This window comes from Corynebacterium sp. MSK150 (genome assembly GCF_030229215.1).
Classification (GTDB): Bacteria; Actinomycetota; Actinomycetes; order Mycobacteriales; family Mycobacteriaceae; genus Corynebacterium.
Genome location: NZ_JASPHM010000002.1, coordinates 161864 through 179968, shown reverse-complemented (window position 1 = coordinate 179968; position 18105 = coordinate 161864). Strand labels below are relative to the sequence as shown.

The window sequence follows — 18105 nt, the reverse complement described above, 5'->3', positions numbered from 1 at the left end:
TTGCGCGCATCTGCAGGATCGGTTTTGGGCCAGTCGGGATACATGTCCACGAGACGCTTCTGAGCGGGCATACGACCTCCCCTGTAAGGCAACGGCAGCTGTGACTGATCGTAGGTGCGTAGAAGCACCAGAGCAGCCGAATTGACCAAACACGCTGCCGTAAACATTTCCGCCCCAGTCCTGAATCGATAAGCTAAACCCAGCTATCCCCGACCAGAAGGATCAATGTGGTTGCCCTATCTCCCAGCTCGGCTGACTTCGTCGTGCTTGTTTCTACGCTCATTCGTGAACTTGCGGTAATCGATGACGAACTCGGAAAGGACCGCCGAACCAGTCCCGAGGATCAGCTCAAGACACCGATCCACAACTTCCTCATGGGCGCGGCTGAGCTTATGGTACGCAAGATCCGTGTTGTCACAGAGCATCGGCAGACCGCAGCTGATGATATTCAGGGTGTTCGACTCGATATGGCTATCAAGCGGACCACAGGTCCACTCATCGGACATGTTGAGCTCAAATCCTCGCTAAAGGGCGCAAACCCATACAAGGCTCAAGGCTGGTCCAAGCACGACAAAGCCCAGTGGAGGAAACTCAAGAACCACGCCAACCTCATCTACACAAATGGCTGGGAGTGGTCCCTAGTCCGTCAGGGGCTCAAGGCTCCGCTCTATCACGTAATCCTCGACGCCGACTCGAAAGGTAACGTGCCCGACAATCAGCTGGAAATCCTGGCTGAGCTTCTCACAGCGTTCCTGACGTGGAAACCAACTACTCCCTCATCTCCCCGCGCTCTGGCCGATCTGCTTGCTCCGCTAACGGCTTTCCTACGTGACAGTGTCAAGGAAGTTATTGGGGACAACGAGGATGATGCCCTTGATGGTCTGTATGCCCGTTGGAAGATCGACTTCATGCCTGGTGCGACCAAGGCTCAGTTCGCTGACTCGTTCGCGCAGACGTTCACTTACGCTTTGTTGCTTGCTCGCGTAGAGACTGATATCCCCGCCGACGAGTTCAGCGTGAACACACTTACCCGAGGGCTGCGGCGCAACGGACACAAACTCTTGGGTTCTGTGCTGGAACTGATGGGTCAAGAACAGTTCCGCGAGCTTGTCGAAGATCCGATTAACCTCCTAGAAGCCACCCTCGGTGCCGTTGACTCAGCGAAGTTCACCAAAGAAACGGACCCGTGGCTCTACTTCTACGAGGACTTCCTGGCCGCTTACGACCCGAAAATGCGCAAAGAGTCCGGTGTCTACTACACGCCAGTCGAGATTGTCCGCGCGCAGGTCCGCCTTGTTGATCATGCAATCAGGACCCGAATTGGTCGCCCTAAGGGCCTCGGTGATGATTCGGTCAACATCCTCGACCCCGCCGCCGGCACCGCAACTTACCCGTTGGCTATCACCGAGCATGTCCTCAAAGATTCCGCAGCACCTCAGGACGCGGCCCGCTCACTGTCGAAGCGACTGAGTGCCTTTGAACTACTAATGGGCCCTTACTCAGTGGCACACCTGCGCATGACCCAGACGCTCGAAGCAACTGGTCTCGAACTCGCCAAGGACGGCGTGCAGGTTCTGTTCACTAACACGCTGCTCGCCGCCGGAGACTTGTCTCAAGACTCTTCCCAATATGCGCTGTGGCATGTCGAGGCCGACCTTAGCGAAGAGTCAAAGCGAGCCGGCATTATCAAAGACAAGCAAACTCCCGTTCGTGTTATTATCGGCAACCCGCCATATAAGCGCGGAAAACGCAAAGATTCTCTTGGTACAGCAGAAATTCCCAACGTGGTTCTCCAAGACTTTGACGGCAATGAACCGCTTATCAATGACTTCATTGCTCCGTTGAGGGCACTTGGTGCGGGCGGACAGGCTAAGAACCTCTACAACTTGTACGTGTACTTCATCCGCTGGGCACTGTGGAAAGCGTGCCAACAAAATCCTCAGGAACCTGGCGTGGTGTCGTTCATTACTTCGTCCTCGTACCTGCGCGGACCAGGTTTCGCTGGGGTGCGCTCCTATATGCGAAAAGTCTTTGACGAGATTTGGATAATCGATCTCGGTGGAGATAACCGAGGAGCGCGCAAGGATGAAAATGTCTTCACGATTGAGACACCAGTTGCAATCTTTGTGGGCGTACAACATCAAAACACACTCAACAAACAGACAGGGGAGTTCGTCAAGAAACGCCAGGACAATCGCATGAAGCAAAAGGCGGAGATCTTCTATCGCCGAATTCACGGAACTCGCAAGGAAAAACTTGACGCACTCAACAACGTCAGCGCGCCGGATACGTCCCATGAATGGATAAGGCTCGAAGACGCCGACTGGTCGGATAAGTTTGTTCCATCCACAGCAGCTTCACTTAGCGATGGCATTCCACTTGAGTCGGTTTTCCCGTGGTATTTCTCCGGTTCAAAGGCTGGACGCAAATGGCCGATCGCGCCAACCGCTGAAGCGTTGACGCGACGGATGGGCGCACTCATTGAGCACCAAAAGGACTCCGTAGGCGAAGAGATTTTTGACAATTCTCCATCGGGTCAAAAATTCAATAAGCCTTCTAGATCTTCGATGATCCCCTCGTCAGCGGATAAATCGACAGCGATCTCTGAGGATCCATCACTAGACACGATTTCAATTGAGCGCTATGGATACAGGAGTTTCGATCGTCAGTTTTGCTTTGCAGATCACAGACTGATCGATCGTCCCGGCTCTGTGTGGCGCGACCAAGGAAGCACGAAACAAATATTTTTCGTGTCTCTGTCGTCCACAGCAATCGGACAAGGCCCAGCACTCACGATGAGCCCTTACCCGGTCGATTTCGACTTCTTCAGTAATCGTGGGGCCAAAGATGTCCGTCCTCTGTACCGTGACGTCAGCGACGAGTCTTTCAATCTCCTGCACTCAATTCTCCCCGTGCTAACAGATATGTACCAGCAAGCCATAACGGGACTGGAAGTGGCACAATTTGTTGTAGGTCAATTGGGCACATCTGCGTATTCTCAACGATTCGGAGATGAGCTAACAGAATCAACCCCAACGGTGATTTTCCCTACCAACCATTCCCTTTTTAAGGAAGTGGCTGAACTCGGAGCCGAGCTAATTTTCGAGGCTACATGGGGCGAGCGCGGCGGCCACATCAATCAATTTGGTGTCCAGACCAAGACTATGTCTCGCGGCTCAGCATCAATCAAACAGGTGACCCCTGCGGGTTCTTACCCTGAATCCTGGAGCTACGACCGTACTACCCGGGTTCTGAGCGTGGGCGAACTTCAGATTATCAATGTTTCACCCAAAGTTATGGAGTTCGAAGTCTCCGGCATGCGCGTAGTTGACTCTTGGCTCGGGTACAGAATGAAAGATGCACGTGGACTTTCCGATTCCTGGTTAGACAAGATTCAAGCCCACGAATGGTCGGGGGATGGCGAGCTCTTACAACTTCTTTGGCAGCTGGAATTTTTCGTTAATGCAGAAGCCCGAGCTGGGCACTTGTTGGAACGATTGATTACAGAGCCCAAGATCCCGCCACGACTATTTGGAGCCCCAAGCAAGTCTGAAAGCTCCAAGCCGAAAGAGCAACCGAGGACGCAAGCCACCCTGGATCTAGAATAGTCATGTCCACCACCCCTATCCCCGACTTCGTAGCCCAGCTGCTCTCCCATCCAGACCTGTCCCCTGACTCGCAGGACAGTCTCGTCCAGACTGCTCTCGTGACGTGGGCTGTTGAGAAGCAAGGCTACGCATCGTAGACGGAGTACGTACTCGACTGGGACACCATTAACGCCTACGCCGAATCCCTCATCTCCGCCTACGCCCCGGGAACCGCGCAACGCCGCCGCTCTGGACTGCGAGCCATCGCCCGCATCGTCAATCCCAGCTACGTCGAACCGCACGCATTCGCCCCTGCCGAACCTGACTCCACTCCGAAGCTGTATACGCCAACAGAGTTCGAGCAAATCGAGTCAGGATGAACTACGCGGCGAATGCTGCGACCGACGTACTCAACAAACAGCTGGTGGTCTCTCTGTGCCTTGGCGCGAGAGTATGAGGGGCAAGGAAGCTTCTTACCTCACGCGGCAACAGGTCTACGTGGATGAAGCAGGTGTGATGCTGCTCGATGTGGCAGGGCGCGGCGTATCCGTGCGCTGCCGCTACGTCGCTCCGTTGGCCCATGGCAAAGACCAGCTCCACCCCCATCAGTTTGTCCTAGCTCCTGCCAGCGCCAAGGCAGACCGAAGCAACGTCGCGTCCCATATCTCTACGACGTATCACTCGAAAGGTCTAGCCCCGAAGTCCGCCCGCCTGCGAGCCACACGGATTCACCACTTTATGCACAGCGGCATCGCTGACGAACTCATCTGTGGGCTAAGGGGCAGAAGTGGATGCGGACATTCTTTAGGAATATTCAGAGTAGCTGCTTGCGTCGGCGTTGATTGATGCTTAACCCGTACCGCCAGACCACGCTGGCTTTGGGTAAAGCAAAAGCTGCGAGCCGTGTGGCTCGCAGCTTTCGTTGGTACCCCGTACGGGATTTGAACCCGTGTTACCGGCGTGAGAGGCCGGCGTCCTAGGCCGCTAGACGAACGGGGCGCGTTCGCAGCAATCGCACACTGTGCGTTGCGGACTCGTTAAGAGTAAACGATGGGTTAATTCAGCACAAATCGCGCGGTCAAGGCCGGTTTTGAGGGCAGTCGAACGAAAACGCAGAAACTCCCGAGTCCAGTACTGCAGTGAGGGTTCTTCGTGGCCGAGGTGCGGATCGAATCAGTGGTTATTCCGCAAGCAATCTGTGGATAGTCCGTGGCCGAGAACGCTGTGCTAGTAGGACTCGGGATGGCGCTGTGCGTCGAAGTGCATATGCTGCAGGCTCCTATACTTCGTACAAACGTTGATGGGAAGGAAGTTGTGGATTATAGCGTTACTACCTGGCTGTGCTTTCGGGCTGTGCGCCTTGGCTGTGGTGCGTTTCGCTTTCTGTCACCCGCTCTCCTTTCTGTTTGTTTTTGCTGTACTTGCAGTCTATGCCTGCATGTGCAGGACAGGAAGGGTTTTGCACAACTTCGCAGTGGTCTTAACCCTGGTCTCATTGGCAGCAGGCAGCTGCCTGCGCGGACGAGGCCAATGGTCTGGGGGTAGGTTATAACCAGTTGTAGCCGCCCGCTACTCGCCCCCCGTATGGCGCCAGGAAATGACGACGCCAAGAAAAGAATTGCCCCGGATATGAAAAATCCTCCAGCCCTTGGGCTGGAGGTCTTTGTACCCCGTACGGGATTTGAACCCGTGTTACCGGCGTGAGAGGCCGGCGTCCTAGGCCGCTAGACGAACGGGGCATAGAACTAGTGAGCCTGCCGTTTAATGCATTTTCACTGCTGGCCTACCAGGACTCGAACCTAGAATGGCGGTACCAGAAACCGCTGTGTTGCCAATTACACCATAGGCCATTTGCTAACTTGCGTTGGAAGCTCAACGCCTTCCGGCTGTTCTCCCTTGCTCGCTGCAACGTGTAATAACTATAATGATCATCGCGTAAACTGCCAAATCGCCAGCACACAACGCATTTTCAGGCCAGTAGAATGGTTAATAAAAATGCGGCGAATGACAGCGCTGTAGTTCAGCTGTCATTCGCCGCATCGAAGGGCGGGGTTAGATATCTATCACCGCCTTGCTGGAGGCACTCCTCCTACTGTGCTGCCGGCACGTAGGGAGTCACTTCGCGCGCCGCACGAAGGCGGGCCAGGGTGGACTCCTTGCCCAGCAGCTCCATGGACTCAAAGAGCGGAGGGGAAACCTGGGCGCCGGAAATGGCTACGCGCAGTGCGCCATAGGCCTTACGGGGCTTCAGTTCAAGGTCTTCAATAAGGGCCTTGGATAGCGCCGCCTCGATATTCTCGGTCTTCCACTCCGCAATGCCCTCGAGAGTTTCGATGCCCACCTCGAGCGGCTGAATGGCCTCTTCCTTGAGATTCTTCTTCGCTGCCTTCTCATCGAGCTTTAGGTCAGCATCCGGGGTCACCAAAAAGCTCATGAGGCCATAGGCATCAGACAGAGTCTTGATACGGGTTTGTACAAGGTCCGCTGCGAAGGCGAACTTCTCGCCGTCATAGTCGGCCGGGAAATCCGTGTACTCGGTCAAGTAGTTGCGCAGACGGAAGGCAAACTCTTCCGGGTCCAGCTGGCGGATGTGGTCCGCGTTGATAGCCTCGAGCTTCTTCTGGTCAAAACGTGCGGGGTTACCCAGCACGTCGTGGACGTCGAAGTTTTCTACCAAGTCATCCATGCTGAAGATGTCCTGGTCCGCGGACAGCGACCAGCCCAGCAGGGACAGGTAGTTGAGCATGCCCTCAGGGATGATGCCGTTATCGCGGTGATTAAACAAGTTGGACTGCGGATCGCGCTTAGACAGCTTCTTATTACCCTCGCCCATCACGAAGGGTAGGTGGCCAAACTCTGGGGTGAACTCGGCAACGCCGATCTTCTTAAGGGCGTCGTAAAGTGCGAGCTGACGCGGAGTAGAAGAAAGCAGGTCCTCACCACGCAACACGTGGGTGATGCGCATCAGGGCGTCATCGACCGGGTTAACCAGGGTGTAGAGGGGCGCACCATTGGAGCGAGCCACCACATAGTCCGGCTGGGTCTCAGACTTGAAGGTCATCTCGCCACGCACCAGGTCGGTCCAGGTCCAGTCCTCCTCCGGCATGCGCAGGCGCCAGACCGGCTTGCGGCCCTCAGCCTCGAAAGCGTCGACCTGCTCCTGGGTGAGATCGCGGTCAAAGTTGTCATAGCCCAGCTTCGGGTCACGGCCAGCAGCCTTGTGGCGCTCCTCCACCTCTTCGGCGGTGGAGTATGCCGGGTAGACGAATCCGCCGTCGATAAGCTTGTCCAGAACCTCCTTGTAGATGTCCATGCGCTGGGACTGACGGTAAGGCTCGTGCGGGCCGCCAACATTGATGCCTTCATCCCAGCCCAGGCCAAGCCAGGTCAGGGAATCAATGATGGCCTGGTAGGACTCCTCGGAGTCACGGGCGGCATCGGTGTCTTCGATGCGGAATACCAGCTTGCCGCCGGTATGGCGGGCGTAGGCCCAGTTGAACAACGCGGTGCGCACCATGCCTACGTGCGGCGTACCGGTTGGGGACGGACAGAATCTAACGCGTACTTCAGTCATGCCCACCATCGTAGTGGAGGTCGCAATCTCAGTCCGCACCAGCCCAAAGCGGCCCCACACCACCCCGGCGCGCGGGGCCACTTACCGTGTGCCCTACACACAAATAGGGGTAATTGGAAATAGCTTTCAGCAGAAATACACAGGTCAGTGAAAACCGCTTCCATTACCACTAACAGTTTATGAAATTCATTTTCTATAGTTTCTGGTGGACTTATGAGAACTGTAGAAAGGCCTCCCCAACAGTGGCTTCCCCACGTATCCGCTTCCTTGCCGCGCTCAGCACGCTAGCGCTTATCACGCCCGCCACGGCCGTCGCCGGCCCCGATGATGGCAAGCACATTGCCACCGATACCCATGTTGACTCCCCTAAGTCTTTCTGGGAGAACAACGACTTCGTGCTGAAGTCTGAATTTGGCGGCCAGGAACCACCGATCGCAGACACCGTCGCCTGGGTAGGCAGAGGCTACAGCGCTATGGACGGCCACAACCAGTACCTCTATACGCTGCCGGAAAACGGCACTCAGGACTATATTGGGGCGCCCGGAACCACGTACTACACCGCGCCGCACCAAGTGTCCGGCAATACTTCACCCATCTGGTTAGGCTTTGGCGCCGATACCTCCCTGCCCACTGACAAATTCCGGGATGGCATAGCCTTCCTTGACTTGCTCAGCGTCGATGGACCCGGCGAGGTCGAGCTTTTCACCAATAAAGATGATGCGGACGGAACCCAGCTGCACCGTATGCTCGGCTCCTTCCCTGATTCACCACATTCGGCCTATCTCGTTGCCGGCACGCACACCCACAACTCCACGCTGTTTACCAAGCCCGGCCGTTACCGCCTGACCTACCGCACCAGTGCGCGCGGCAAGGACGGCCAGCTCATTGCCAATGAACCACAGACCACAACGATTCAAGTAGGCGGCCACAAGCCCAAGAATGAGAAGACTCCAAGCCTCCAGGAACGCTTTGCCCAGTCCGCGACTGGCGACGCCGCCGCTGCCGGCTACAGCCTACGCATGGCCCCAAAGCACAATCCCGAAAAAGACGGCGATGACAAGCTCACCACTATTTCCTTCGACGCTAAAAATAAGGCACAGGGTACCCTGACGCTGCTTATCGACGGCTACTTCCTCACCGACCTCCCCGTTAAGAATGGCCGCGCGCAGTGGGACGAGTACATGGGGCCAGAGCCTTCCCAGGTACAGGCTGTGTTTACCCCAGAGGGTGATGCCCCGCGCTGGATTTCTAATCCCCTTGATGTCCAGCCCGGCGCGTCCGTTCAGACAGATTCTTCTTCTGCCGCCGAGACGTGGCAGGAAGCCTCCCACCCGCGCCAGCTTGCCCCCACCCAGGAAACCGAGCTGCAGGAACTGGGCTATACCATCCGGATGCGCAAGCAGGGCAAGGGTGGCACCAAGATCGTGGTCGATACCGAGGATAAAAACTTCAACGGCCTTCTCACCGGCGGTCTTTATGATGCCAAGGATTCCAAATACCCCACCGTGGATCTGGAAACCCCTATTACCAACGGGCACGGCGAGGTTTCCTTTGACGAGGGCGAATACTTCACGGGCTCTTATGCAAAGGTCAATCTCTTTCCTCATTCCACCGTGAAAGCTGGGCACGCAAGCAGCGTAATTACCGAGTCCTTTGCCTTCGGCGAAAACTACGAAACCACGGGGCGGTTCTCCACTTCCAATGAGGAACCGGACACCACTCCTGGCAAGGAAGACTCGCCATCGCAAGCGCCGCAGCCTGGCGCAAATGAAGCGGAAGCCGACACTCACCAGTGCAGCGAGAAATACCTACTGGACCGTGGGCACGTGGACATCAAGGCTCAGCCTGCCGAAGGCGGCTTTACTACCGTTCTGCGCGATGACACGGCACAGGTGGATAAGAAGTCCGTCGACCGCAAACTCGATGACGTGGTGCTCGGCGTACACGATAATGCGCTCACCCGACGCAACGACAAGCTTGCGGGCAAGGAGTTCGACTTCCTCGGAAAACCCGGTGAGCGCTTCTATCACCTACCGCAGACACAGAATCAACACATTATCTGGCCCGGTTATAACACTCAGGACTTGGATTATTCCGCGACCAAAGACAATGCCGTCAACCTCAACCTGAAGCCCACCTCCACCCCAGACGGGGCCGAGTGGGGCGCCTTTATCGACGCCTCCCATGGCAAGGGCTTTTCGGTCTTGGCGAACTCCGCAGCCGAGGACTACACCATCGAGACCAACTTTGCGGCCCATACCCACACGCACTGGGCCTTTTCCAAGCCTGGCCTCTATACGTTCGAGGCCACCTATACGGCCACGGGGAAAGACGGCAAGGAACTTGAGTCCGAGCCGCAAACACTGACCTTTGCCGTGGGCGATAAAACCCTAGATTCTTGTTCCTCCCGCAAGCCGAGCGACTCCGAGGGCGAGACCCCCAGCGAGAGGCCGACCGAGACGCCGGACGAGAAGCCGGACGATGCCCCTAGGCCAGAAGAGCCAACGGGCTCCTCGTTTAGCCCGTGGAGCTTAGTCCTCCCAGCGGTCCTCGTGGTGGTCTTCAAGGCCTTCTATAACTTCTTCCGCGATAACGAAGACCTCATCCGCCGGCGCTTCGGCCTCAATTTCTAACCCACACCAGCCCACCTAACTAGACGGGACACCACAATGCATCAATCCCACTCTCCTGCCACCCGGCGCGCCCCACAGAGGCGCCGGTTCATGTCGGTACTTGCTGCCGTCTTTGCCGCAGTCTTAGCGTTCTTCTCCCCCGGCGCAGCGTTGGCCTTCGATGAGGTCTTTGATTCCGGGCACGTCGACGCCTTCTATGTCACGGCCCCTGATGGCACGCTGCACCTTTCGATGAAAGAAGACATCACTGGGTCAGCAGTTCCGCGCTCTGGCGATGATGTAGCGCTCAAGGTCGTTGAAGATGCCTGGTCCGATGCCACCGAAGCTGTGCCAGAAATCGGCCAACCCACCTATTTCCTGCCACAGACCCAAGACCAGCGCATCATCTGGCCGGGCTGGGATACTCAACCCGCCCGCGATGGCGGTTTCGAAAGCGTTGATTTGGAGTTTGCTGAGGTCTCCGGCCCCGGTTCTGTGTATGTCTTTGAAACCAGCGGCTTTGGCGACGTCAAGGCTGTGACCGATTCTGGTTCCATGGAGCTCACCAGCGGTGAGGTCATCAACCAGCCCAATCCTGCCCACCGGCACGTCAATTGGGCTTTTAGTGAGGCCGGCACCTACACCATGACGGTGCGCGCCCATTCCAATGGTGAATCCAGCAATGCGGTGACCTACACCTGGGAGGTGGGCGACGGCGGCGATGCCTCCACCGCGGATCGCGCGGCTGACTCCGGCGACGCCACCACTGACCAGGAAGCTGCAAGCACAAAGCGACCTGCAGGCAAGAGCGACGCGACAGGCTCGGGCACGTCCGGCGCCGCAACAGGCGAAGAATGCACCCCGGGCATGACCCCGCAAATCAAAGACGATACGGTCTCGCCCTCCGAGTGGCGCGATGCCGATGGTGCCACCTTCTACCTCTCCGATAAATCCAGCGTGGATCTCCCCCAAGAAGTAGGACCAGTGCCAGCAGGAAAGGCCTGGATGATTGGTTCTACCCAGGTCGAGGGTGTTCCGTGGTTAGGTGCGAATACCCATAGCCCGTCGATGCGCGAGAATATCCCCGGCGATGTCACCTGGGAGCTGGTGGGTTTCAAGGGCCCCGGCCCGATGATGGTCTACTCCCAGGGCGGGCTGGGCAAGGTCGTCGGCGAGGAATGGTTCCGTGGCAACGCAGATGCAGCAGAAGGCACCCATTCCATCGCCCCGAATACCCACGTGCACCCCAATTGGGTCTTTGGCGCCCAGGGAACCTATGACGTCACCATCCGGCAGGTGGCTAAGACCGGCGAGGGAAAGCAGGTTGCCGGTGAGGCGACTCTCCATTTCGTCGTCGGCGGCGATGAACCGGCCAAGGCGTTTGACAACGGACACTTCGACTTGGGAGCTGCCGTGAATCCAGACGGCGGCGACTGTGGGAATGGCGCGGCGGCAGGTGGGGCGTCGGCAAGCGCAAGCAACTCTGCCGCACACACCGGATCCAGCAACGGGCAGTCGGCGCAGGCACAAGGCACGGGCGGTTCTTTAGCCAATACTGGGACCCCTATCGTGCCCCTCGGCATCGGGGTGTTGGGCCTAGGCATGCTCTTCCTCGGCCTGGGCATTGCGCGGCTGGCCGTAGCTAAGGCAGCGGACTAATGGGGCGTTCATTTTCCCTCAATCGCCGGCGCCTTACCGTAGGGGCAGTTCTGGGTTGTTGCCTGCTCAGCGCCGGTTGTGCGTCCTCGGCCGCACATGATGCTGGGACCAGAGAAGGATTCAGCGTGGTGGCTACCACCCCAATCCTGGCAGACCTAGCGCGCAACGTAGCAGGAGAAGATGCCCAGGTCAAAAGCCTCATCCCCAGCGGCAAGGATCCGCATACCTTCGAGCCAACGCTGCGCACGGTGCGCGATATTGCCAACGCCAACCTGGCGCTAAGCAACGGCTACCTGCTGGAGCCGCAAGCACTTATCGATACGCTGCACGAGTCCACCGACGCTCCCGTGGTGGAGGTCGCCGACGCTGCCTCTACCCGCGGTGCCACCCTGGTGCCGCTGGTCGAAGATGTCTCCTTGGATGCCATTTGGCTGGGCCTGCGCATCAGCGGCGCCGCGCCACACTCCTCCGGGGTGGACTTTCGCATGGTCTCGGCCGACGGACCGGGCGACGTGGCAGCCTACGTGGTCTCCGCCTTCGGTACCCCGGAGGTCCTCTTCAACTCGGCCGATGGCGTCGATAGCAAAGAGGATGCAGTAGCCCTTCCTGCCAACGCCCACACCCACGTCTCTTGGGGTTTTTCCCAGCCAGGGATCTACCGCCTTGGGTTTCAGGCCGACGGGACCGAAGTCCAGCACCTCACCGTGGCCGTGGGCGTCAACCCACCCGCTGGAATGCGGGCCATTGATTCCGGGCACTTGGACATTGAGGCAAACCTGGCCCAGCACCGCATCGACCTGCGCGACCAAGACAAGCGCTTTGACCCCGCCACCACCGCAGTATCTATCCCCTCGTCAGTACTGCAGCCCATCCCGCCGGATCCGGCCTACCGCTTCCTCGGCGCGCCGGGCTCGGATACTTACCTCTTGCCGCAGGCCGTTCTGGGCAAGCACATCCACGGCGAGGTGGATCCGCACTTGTGGCACAACGTGGACAACGCTATCGCCTATGTCGATGTCATTGCGGAGGAGATGGCGCAAGCAGATCCCTCCCACGGCGCCGCCTACCGGCGGCGGGCAGCGGCCTATACCAAGCGCCTGCGGGACACGGATTCCTATGTGGACCGCGCCATTGCCTCTATCCCTGCCGAAAACCGGCACCTAGTAACTACCCACCATGGCTACGCCTACCTCGAGCAGGGCTACGACATTTCGGTGGCAGGCTTTGTCACGCCCAACCCGGCCATCGAGCCTTCCCCGCGGGAGGTCATAGCCTTGCGTCGCACGCTGGAGAACCTGCATCTGCCGGCCGTCTTTGTCGAGCCCGTGCAACAGGCCAGCGCCGAGACCCTTACCCAGGCCGCCGCGGAACAAGGCGTGGCGCTGTGCCCCATTTATGGCGACACGCTGGACGGCACCGTCGGCTCCTATATCGACCTCATGAAGTTCAACGCTGATTCCCTCCAGCGTTGCCTGAACCCCAATTCCACTGATGGAGAAAACAATGCATAAATTAGCTACCCGTACCGCTATTCGCACCGCCGCCTGCGCCCTTACTGCCGGCCTTGCTTTTTCTACGAGCCCTGCCTGGGCCGGCGACCTCGCACAAGTGGTTGGCGCCGAGGAACAGATAGCCCCGCAGGGCGAGGACAAGGTCATCGACACCGGCCACGTTGACGTTGGCGCTTTGCTCGACGGCACCGATTCCGAACTCATGGCCCGCGATGATGCCGGAGACACACCCATCTGGCGCCACCTAGATGATCTTGTCTTTGCCGTGGGCGATAAGGCGCAGCAAACCCTGCCGGAGACCGATGACTTTGGCTTTGTTGGCGCCGATTCCGGCGAAAAGGTCTGGGTGGTGCCCCAAACCGAGCAGGTCGGGGTTCCCTGGCTGGGTTGGAATACCCAGGCGCCCTCGCTTGTCGACGCCGCCGATCGCGGAGTCACCATGGAATTTCTCGGCCACTCCGGTCCTGGCGATTTCTCCCTATTCCTGCAAAACGGCGGCTTTGAAGCACCACAGCTGCTGTGGTCTACCGCGCAAAAGAGCGACGAAGAATTCTGGGTAGACCTCAATACCCACACCCATGCCAATTGGACGTTTACAGAGCCAGGCACCCATCAGGTAGGCATCAGAGTCAAAGGTAAGACCAAGGATGGCGCCGATTTCAGCACCGATGGCGTGCTCACCTTTGCTGTGGGCGATGATGCTGACATCCAGGCGGCCCAAGATACTGCTTGGAATCCAGACGATGCCCAGACCGCAGGCTCTTCCATCCCCACTTGGGTCTTTATCCTCGCCGGCGTGGGTGCTGTCGTACTCCTGCTGGCCCTTGGCCTAGTACTGCGCGCTTCCAAGCGAGGCGATAGCCGTGGCTAAACCGCTCATTTCCGTTGCCGACCTGGAAGTATCGCTATCCCACCGGCGCGTAATCACCGGTGCGAACCTAGAGGTCCACCCGGGCGAATTCATTGGGCTCTTAGGCCCCAATGGCGCGGGCAAGACCACACTTATGCGTGCCATTTTAGGTCTCATCCCCTCCTCCGGTACCCGAGAGATCGGGGGAATCGTAGGCTACGTGCCCCAGCGGCACGAGGTGGAATGGGGCTTTCCCATCAATGTCTACCGCACCGTACTCAGCGGGCGCACCGGCATCATCGGCTGGTTCAAGCGGCCGCGTGCCGCAGACCACGCCGCGGCGGCAGAAGCTCTTCGCCTGGTAAACATGGAGGATTTTTCCACGCGCCCTATCGAAGAGCTCTCCGGTGGTCAGCGCCAACGCGTCCTCATCGCCCGAGCGCTCGCCACGCAACCAGACGTGCTGCTGCTCGACGAGCCCTTCACCGGCCTCGACGCCCCCAATACCGAATCACTACTCGAGCTATTCGAAGAGCTTTCCCAGCGCGGCAAAGCCATCCTCATGTCCACCCACAACCTGTCTGAAGCAGCGCACTCCTGCCACCGCTTGGTGCTCTTTAACGGCACCGTGGTGGCCGATGACTCCGCTCCGCGCCTTCTTCACCAGACCGCTCCGTGGACGCAAACCTTTGGCGTACGCGCCGGCTCTCCCCTGCTTTCTGCCATTGGAGTCTCCGCATGATAGAAATTTCCTTCCTCGATTTCCTGCGTGACCTCGCCAACCCCCTTCTCGACTTCCTCGCCCGCGCGGTAGGTATTTCTGTGCTTGCGGCCATCGTCTGCGGCGTCGTCGGCTGCTACGTGGTGCTGCGCGGCATGGCCTTTATCGGCGACGCCGTCTCCCACGCGGTCTTTCCTGGACTAGCCATTGCCTTCGCCCTACAGGCCTCTGTGCTCGTTGGTGGCGCGGTGGCCGGAGCGGTTGTGGCGTTGCTCATCGCCGCCTTTTCGCAGCGCCGCCACGTACGGGCAGATTCCATCATCGGCATTTTCTTCGCCGCTGCCTTTGCCTTAGGCATGGTGATCATCTCGCGCACCGATGGCTATAGTGCTTCGCTGACCAGCTTTCTCTTCGGCTCGCTCACCGGCGTATCCCGCAGCGATATCATCGTCGCGGCCAGCGTGTGCGCACTGGTTATCGCCGTCGTCGTAGCTTTTGGCCCCCAGCTCAACGCCACCTGCCTGGACCGGGAAACAGCCCGCGCCATGGGGCTTCCCGTTGTTGTGCTCGACATCATGTTGTACCTGTGTGTCACCGCCGCCGTGGTCATCTCTGTGAGCACCATTGGCAATATCTTGGTCCTCGCGCTTCTCATCACCCCGGCCGCGACGGCACGCCTGCTTACCACGCATCTTGCGACCATGATGTGGCTTTCCGCCCTCATCGGCGCGCTGTCCAGCTTCCTCGGCATCTACCTGGCATGGGCCATTGATCTTCCGGCCGGCGCCACCATCGTGCTCACGCTCACCGTTATTTTCTTAAGCGTTTGGGCCGTACATCCACTCCTCGGCGCCCGCAAGCACGCCGGTGCCTCGCTTTCCGACGCCCCACGTCCCGACACCCCGCGAAAGGAATCCGTTACCTCATGAAACCAGTCTGCCGCACCACGGTGGCCCTAGGCGCTGCCAGTCTCATCGGCCTCGGCTCACTTTCAGGGACGGGCGTAGCCGGCATAGCCTCCACCTCCGCCCACGCAGAAGAGTCCGCCACGGCCTGCTCCGCCAGCGACTTCGATCTCATTACCAAGGGCCACCAAGACATGGCGCTTAGCGGCGATTCCGGCGACCTCAGCTTCACGGTCAAAGACGATGACAAAGGCATCAAGCATGACTCTGGGACCTTTGCTATTGAGGTGTCCGATGGCTTGAAACAGCCACTATCTGGGCTCGGCGATAGTTCCCTTCCTGAAGAAGGCTGGGTGCTGCCTCAAACCCAAGACCCCACCGCTCCCTGGCTGGGCTTTAACACCCAGGAGCTATCCCAAGACCTACTCGCTGCTGATGACACCGCAACCTTAAGCATGGCGATCGCACAGGGCCCGGAAGATGGGCGCATTGTGGCCTACCAGGCGGAGCTAGGCGAACCCACGGTGCTCATGGACACTGAAGATGGATCCGCCTGGGATTACCCAGGCAATTCGCATTCCCACCCGGCATTTGCGTTTACCAAGCCCGGAACCTACGCGGTGAGCTTTACCTTTGAGCTTCCCGATGGCTCCCGCCACCACCTCCATGCCGGCTTCCTCGTAGGAAAGCAGGCTGAGGCGAAGGATCTATGCGGCGTGGACTATTCCGAAGCGGATGCGGCCACTGGTTCTGGCAACGGCGCGGATAGTCGCCCCAAGCAACTGGAAAAGGACATCAAAGATGTAGACAAATCCATTGCCGGGTTGGACAAGGAACTGGAGAAGACCCTGCAGGAAGGCCAAAAATTCCTTGACGGCGGCGCACCTGACGATGCAGAAAAGGGCAAGCACTCAACACCCAAGAAGCCGGCGAATACTGAAAAGTCTGGAGCGCCACAAAAGTCCCACGCTCCGACATCAACCCGATCCACTGCCCCTGCGCAAAAGTCCAGTTCTGGTTCACGAACTACGACCCACCACTCGGCTAGCCGTGTCAACGACTCTGCCTCCACCGCAAAATCAGGCAAGAGCACGTCATCTGGCTCGCACTCCTCGGCTTCCACCAGCGGTTCTTCCCGCTCGACTGCCAAGAAGTCCGCCAGTAGGAAGGACACAAAATCCTCCTCCCGTACGAAAGCAAAGTCCGCCGACGCCCGCAGTGCACAGCATGTTCCAGATGCAACCGACACAGAGAATAAGGACAGCAAAAATGTGCTGACCGATGCCGCTGCCTATACCTCTACCCTCGCAAAAAGCAGCTTCTGGGCGGGGATCCTGGCCGGACTGGGCGCATTCGCCTTAGCACTCGGCATCGGGTTGTTGGTCTATGTCCAGTTCTTCCGCAAAAAGAAGACACCACACCAGCACCAGGCCAGTGATGCCACGGCGAACTTACCGGGCGTCGATTAGCGCAGGTCCGGCTTAAGAAAGCACAAAGCCCAGAGGATTTCTCCTCTGGGCTTTAGCGGTGGCTAAGAGCTACTGCTTTTATACCCGGGTCTTGGACGATAGGAAGTCCCAGACCACGTTCGGCGTATCTGGCTGCCAGAACCAGGTGTGGTCTTGCGGAACCTTTACCAGTTGCACATCCTTTTGGCAGCCGTTAAAGCTCAGGCGTTCCGAGCCGCCGGCTTCCGGAGTGGATTGGAAGGTCATATCGCAGCGATTGCGCTTCAGGTAGCCGCCGAGGACCGTGCGCACGGGAAGGTATCCAGCCTCGTGCCGGTCACCGCCCTCATAGGTCATCATCTTGTCGTTAACGCCGTGCATGATGAGGGTATTCATCGGCGCATCGGCACAGTTGACCTCAACTGGATTGTAGAAGGCACCCGAAACCATAGCTACGGCAGCAAAGGTGTCCTGTGCGTGGCAGCCAAGCACCGAGGTAAAGCCGCCACCATTAGACATGCCCATGGCATAGACGCGGTTTCGATCAACGTGGTAGTCCTTGTCTACCGAATCAAGAATGCGCTTGATAAAGCGGATATCCTCCCCATCGCGCGTCTTAGCATAAGGCGCCGCCTCCCAAGCTCGCTCAAATCCCTCTGGATAGACGATGATGGCCTCGTTATTGGCCTCAGTGGTCTGCATGCGTGCATAGCTGGAGTAGTTCTCCGGGGAATCTCCCCACCCACCAAAGCCGAAGAGAACGGGCGCCGCCTTTTCCGGCGAATAGTGGTTTGGAATACGCAACAAGTACCTGCGAGTCTTACCCTCGTGCTCCATCTCTAGGGACTGAATGGAACCCGGCGCAAACGGCGGGTTCGGATTGATGCTGGTATCAACCATTGCCGGCCGCGGCGCTGGCTCGGGAAGGGATGATCCCTCCGGAACAGGGGCTGCATTGTCATCGCTGCTGCCGCCTTCTACTGGTGCCGGGGTGGATTCCTTAACACCTTCTGGAACCAGGTGGGACCCATCGGGCTGCGGGGTAACCGGCTTTGCGTTTTCGGGAGCAGGTACTGGAGCTGGGGCCGGTGCAGGAGCGGGGGTTGGCCCTTCTTGTGCATGGGCAGGCGCAGCACACACAAGCGCAGCGCTAGCCAGCGCAGCAGCGAGGATTAGGTAAAGGGAACGATAAAGAAACTTAGTAACATTAGCCACAAGGTTAAAATTAACCACATCAT

The 18105-nt window shown here is 58.4% G+C and carries 11 protein-coding genes and 3 tRNA genes; 9 read left to right on the top strand and 5 right to left on the bottom strand.

All coding sequences use genetic code 11. From position 1 onward, the window contains the following. Positions 1-227: 227 nt before the first annotated feature. The gene (locus QP941_RS02025) at positions 228-3608 is read left to right on the top strand and encodes a type ISP restriction/modification enzyme (RefSeq protein ID WP_284791312.1); all 3381 of its coding nucleotides are present in this window, start codon (positions 228-230) and stop codon (positions 3606-3608) included. Between the two features lie 2 nt (positions 3609-3610). Next, the gene (locus tag QP941_RS02020; RefSeq protein ID WP_284867818.1) at positions 3611-3745 is read left to right on the top strand and encodes a hypothetical protein; all 135 of its coding nucleotides are present in this window, start codon (positions 3611-3613) and stop codon (positions 3743-3745) included. A 765-nt stretch (positions 3746-4510) separates the two neighbouring features. On the opposite strand, the gene QP941_RS02015 is transcribed toward QP941_RS02020, so the two are convergent. The 4 genes from QP941_RS02015 to gltX all read right to left on the bottom strand — a co-directional run bounded on the left by QP941_RS02015 (position 4511) and on the right by gltX (position 7170). Then, positions 4511-4586 (bottom strand) — tRNA-Glu (locus QP941_RS02015). Between the two features lie 667 nt (positions 4587-5253). Further along, positions 5254-5326: transfer RNA gene (locus QP941_RS02010), tRNA-Glu, on the bottom strand. A gap of 39 nt (positions 5327-5365) precedes the next feature. Then, a tRNA-Gln gene (locus QP941_RS02005) sits at positions 5366-5437 on the bottom strand. A 239-nt stretch (positions 5438-5676) separates the two neighbouring features. Then, complete coding sequence (gene gltX / locus QP941_RS02000) at positions 5677-7170, bottom strand: glutamate--tRNA ligase (protein ID WP_284867866.1); 1494 nt, start codon at positions 7168-7170, stop codon at positions 5677-5679. Positions 7171-7403: 233 nt separating this feature from the next. On the opposite strand from gltX, the gene QP941_RS01995 reads away from it, so the two are divergent. From QP941_RS01995 to QP941_RS01965, 7 genes are all read left to right on the top strand, one after another. Next, on the top strand, positions 7404-9794 hold the full coding sequence (locus tag QP941_RS01995) for a choice-of-anchor M domain-containing protein (protein ID WP_284867817.1): 2391 nt from the start codon (positions 7404-7406) through the stop codon (positions 9792-9794). 90 nt (positions 9795-9884) lie between these two features. Beyond that, positions 9885-11432 (top strand): choice-of-anchor M domain-containing protein, encoded by a 1548-nt coding sequence (locus tag QP941_RS01990; RefSeq protein WP_284867816.1) that lies wholly within the window; start codon positions 9885-9887, stop codon positions 11430-11432. Next, complete coding sequence (locus QP941_RS01985; RefSeq protein WP_284867815.1) at positions 11432-12943, top strand: anchored repeat ABC transporter, substrate-binding protein; 1512 nt, start codon at positions 11432-11434, stop codon at positions 12941-12943. Before QP941_RS01990 ends, QP941_RS01985 begins: the two co-directional genes overlap by 1 nt. Further along, entirely contained in the window at positions 12936-13814 is an 879-nt protein-coding gene (locus tag QP941_RS01980; RefSeq protein ID WP_284867814.1) for a choice-of-anchor M domain-containing protein, read from the top strand. The genes QP941_RS01985 and QP941_RS01980 overlap by 8 nt, the downstream gene beginning before the upstream one ends. Beyond that, positions 13801-14535, top strand: coding sequence for an anchored repeat-type ABC transporter ATP-binding subunit (locus tag QP941_RS01975; RefSeq protein ID WP_502869191.1), 735 nt, complete (start codon positions 13801-13803; stop codon positions 14533-14535). The genes QP941_RS01980 and QP941_RS01975 overlap by 14 nt, the downstream gene beginning before the upstream one ends. Then, the gene (locus QP941_RS01970) at positions 14532-15443 is read left to right on the top strand and encodes an anchored repeat-type ABC transporter permease subunit (RefSeq protein WP_284867812.1); all 912 of its coding nucleotides are present in this window, start codon (positions 14532-14534) and stop codon (positions 15441-15443) included. The genes QP941_RS01975 and QP941_RS01970 overlap by 4 nt, the downstream gene beginning before the upstream one ends. Then, positions 15440-16888, top strand: a complete 1449-nt coding sequence (locus QP941_RS01965; RefSeq protein ID WP_284867811.1) for a choice-of-anchor M domain-containing protein — start codon at positions 15440-15442, stop codon at positions 16886-16888. The genes QP941_RS01970 and QP941_RS01965 overlap by 4 nt, the downstream gene beginning before the upstream one ends. 78 nt (positions 16889-16966) lie before the next feature. Here QP941_RS01965 and QP941_RS01960 read toward each other — a convergent pair whose 3' ends face one another. Then, positions 16967-18082: a CE1 family esterase gene (locus QP941_RS01960; protein ID WP_284867810.1), complete on the bottom strand. Its 1116-nt coding sequence runs from the start codon at positions 18080-18082 to the stop codon at positions 16967-16969. Between the last annotated feature and the right edge of the window lie 23 nt (positions 18083-18105).

Coding starts and splice junctions, on each gene's coding strand:
- QP941_RS02020 (WP_284867818.1), top strand. CDS start 3,611: ATGTCCACCACCCCTATCCCCGACTTCGTAGCCCAGCTGCTCTCCCAT.
- QP941_RS01965 (WP_284867811.1), top strand. CDS start 15,440: ATGAAACCAGTCTGCCGCACCACGGTGGCCCTAGGCGCTGCCAGTCTC.
- QP941_RS01990 (WP_284867816.1), top strand. CDS start 9,885: ATGTCGGTACTTGCTGCCGTCTTTGCCGCAGTCTTAGCGTTCTTCTCC.
- QP941_RS01985 (WP_284867815.1), top strand. CDS start 11,432: ATGGGGCGTTCATTTTCCCTCAATCGCCGGCGCCTTACCGTAGGGGCA.
- gltX (WP_284867866.1), bottom strand. CDS start 7,170: ATGGTGGGCATGACTGAAGTACGCGTTAGATTCTGTCCGTCCCCAACC.
- QP941_RS01970 (WP_284867812.1), top strand. CDS start 14,532: ATGATAGAAATTTCCTTCCTCGATTTCCTGCGTGACCTCGCCAACCCC.
- QP941_RS01980 (WP_284867814.1), top strand. CDS start 12,936: ATGCATAAATTAGCTACCCGTACCGCTATTCGCACCGCCGCCTGCGCC.